The organism is Arthrobacter sp. Y3225116 (assembly GCF_059091245.1).
Genome location: NZ_JBNHGL010000343.1, coordinates 1 through 2,438, shown reverse-complemented (window position 1 = coordinate 2,438; position 2,438 = coordinate 1). Strand labels below are relative to the sequence as shown.

Annotated in this window: 3 protein-coding genes; all 3 read right to left on the bottom strand. The window is 68.7% G+C overall.

Translation table 11 applies throughout. The features are described from left to right. Positions 1-135: 135 nt before the first annotated feature. A complete protein-coding gene (locus tag AC5RV2_RS17105; RefSeq protein ID WP_494093333.1) occupies positions 136-1,446 on the bottom strand; it encodes an NAD(P)/FAD-dependent oxidoreductase in 1,311 nt (436 codons plus the stop codon). Between the two features lie 2 nt (positions 1,447-1,448). Next, positions 1,449-1,769: a 2Fe-2S iron-sulfur cluster-binding protein gene (locus AC5RV2_RS17100; RefSeq protein WP_494002250.1), complete on the bottom strand. Its 321-nt coding sequence runs from the start codon at positions 1,767-1,769 to the stop codon at positions 1,449-1,451. Between the two features lie 23 nt (positions 1,770-1,792). Continuing rightward, a partial coding sequence (locus AC5RV2_RS17095) for an SDR family NAD(P)-dependent oxidoreductase (protein WP_494093332.1) occupies positions 1,793-2,438 on the bottom strand: 646 nt, incomplete at its 5' end.

Sequence of the window (2,438 nt, the reverse complement as noted above, 5' to 3'; positions counted from 1 at the left end):
GGCGCGCGGATCCTCGGCGGGGTCGGGTTGGCCGGCGGCGGCCCACGTTGGGGTTTGGCCCGCGGCCTCCGGGGTCTGTGTCTCGGGGGTGCTCATGGGGTGGGTCTCCTTGTCGTGCGGCCGCAGGGCGGGCAGTCAGTCGTCCGTCGCAATGGTCTTGAGGACGACGGCGGGGTCGGCTGCCGCGTCCGCGGGGATGTTCTGGCCCTTGGCCAGGGCGTTTTTGACCGCCATGAAGTCCAGCGGGGCGTTCACGCAGTCGGCGGCGATGATCCGGCCGTCGCGGTAGTAGAGGACGGAGAACTTGCCGCGCTCGTCGTCGCGGCGGACAACGGTCCGGTCATAGCCCAGCGTCAGGCCGGCGATCTGCAGCTTCAGGTCCGCCTGGTTCGACCAGAACCACGGGATCCCGGCGTAGTCCTCCCGCCGGCCCATCAGCGAATAGGCGGCGACCTTGGCGTGTTCGATCGCGTTGTTCACGCTTTCCAGCCGGATCCGCTCCCCCTCCGGCGAGCCGGGCAGCGGATTGGGCATGTTGGCCACGTCGCCCACCGCCACCGTGGTTCCGTCGGAGGCCAGCGCGTGCCGGTCGACCACAATGCCGTTGTCCACCTCCAGGCCCAGCTGCTCGGCGAGCTCGGTGTTGGGCACGACGCCGATGCCGACCAGCACCAGCTGGGCGGCGACCACGGTGCCGTCTTCGAGCCCGACGCCGCCTACCGTGCCCCCGCCGTCCGCCGGCACCAGTTCCCGGATCCGGGAATTGAGCCGGATGTCGAGGCCGCGTTCACGGTGCGCGGTGAGGAAGTAATCGCTGGTCTCTTCGCCCACGGCCCGGCCGATCAGCCGGGGCCCGTACTCGAGCACGGTGACGTTCTTGCCCATCTTGTGCAGGCTGGAGGCAGCCTCCAGCCCGATGAAGCCGCCACCGATCACCACCGCGTCACGCACGCCCTCCAGCTGGGCCTTCAGCGCCAGGGCGTCGTCGGCGTTGCGCAGGTAGACCACCCCGTCCAGGTCGGCGCCGGGGACCTGGAGTTTGCGCGCACGGGCGCCCACGGTCAGGGCCAGCCGGCGGAACGGGAACTGTGCCCCGGAGGCCGCGTGCGCCACCCCGGAACCGTCCGCTTCCTTCTCGATCCGCTCAATCCGCTCGCCCTTGACCAGGGCCACGTTGTGGTCCTCCCAGTACTGGTTCGACCGGAAGATCAGCGATTCGCTCTCCACCGTGCCCTGCAGGAACTCCTTCGACAGGGCCGGGCGCTGGTAGGGCCGGTGGTTCTCCTCGCCCAGCAGCGTGATGTGCTCCGTGAAGCCGAGCGCCCGCAGCGAAACGGCCAACTGGACTCCCGACTGGCTCGCGCCGATGATCAGCAGCCCGGTTTGCACGGCACCGTCCGCCGTCCGGGCGGGGGCCGCCGTCGTTGTGGTGGTGGTCGTGTCCATGATCAGATCTGCGTTTCCGGGGTAGTGACGTACACGTCCTGGCCCTCGGCCAGCTTGAGCTGGCAGGACAGGCGGGAATTTTCCTGGCGGTCCACCGCCGTTCCGTAGAGCATTTCGTCTTCCATGTCTTCCATCTCCGGAAGCTGGTCCATGGTGTCCTCGCGGACGAACACGTGGCAGGTGGCGCAGGACAGCGAGCCGCCGCATTCGGCGACGATGCCCGGCACGCCGTTGCGCACCGCGGTTTCCATGACCGAGTCGCCGGGGTTGCCTTCGACGTCGCGGACGGCGCCTTCAGCGTCGGTGAAATGTACCGTAGGCATGGTTCTCCTTGGGTTGCAGTGGTTCAGATGAACTGGCGGCCGCCGTCGACCACCATGGTTTGTCCGGTGATGTAGGAACTGTCCGGACCGGCCAGGAAGAGCGCCGCGCCCACGATGTCCTCGGGCTGGCTGGCGCGTTTGAGCGCGCCGCGGTCCACGCCGTAGTTCTCGGCGTTCTCCATCAGCCCGTAGCTGGCCTCGGTGAGCGTGAAGCCCGGCGCGATCGCGTTGACGGTGATGTTGCGCCGGCCCAGTTCCTTGGCCAGCACCCGGGTCATCGACACCACGCCGCCCTTCGAGGCGACGTAGTGCAGCCATTGCTCCGAGCCGGAGTAGATGGTGGCGGAGGAAAGGTTGATGACGCGGGCGCCGTCGGGCAGGAACGGGCTGGCGGCGCGGGTCACGAGCCAGGGCCCTTTGAGGTTCACGTTCATGACCAGGTCCCATTCGGCCGGGTCGATCTCCTCGAACGGGGTGCGGGTCACCGTGGCATAGATAGCGGCGTTGTTAAGGACGACGTCGATGCTCCCCTGCCCGAAGTCGGCGCACCGCCGGGCGAGGGCCTCGGTGGAGGCCACGTCGGTGACGTCGGCTTCGAAGGCCTCGGCCTCCGCGCCGGTTTCGCGGACCAGCGCGGCAGTCTTTTCGGCGCCGGCCAGGTTGGTGTCG

Excerpts from the sequence above, each read along its gene's own strand:
- AC5RV2_RS17105 (WP_494093333.1), bottom strand. The coding sequence starts at position 1,446 with ATGGACACGACCACCACCACAACGACGGCGGCCCCCGCCCGGACGGCG.
- AC5RV2_RS17100 (WP_494002250.1), bottom strand. The coding sequence starts at position 1,769 with ATGCCTACGGTACATTTCACCGACGCTGAAGGCGCCGTCCGCGACGTC.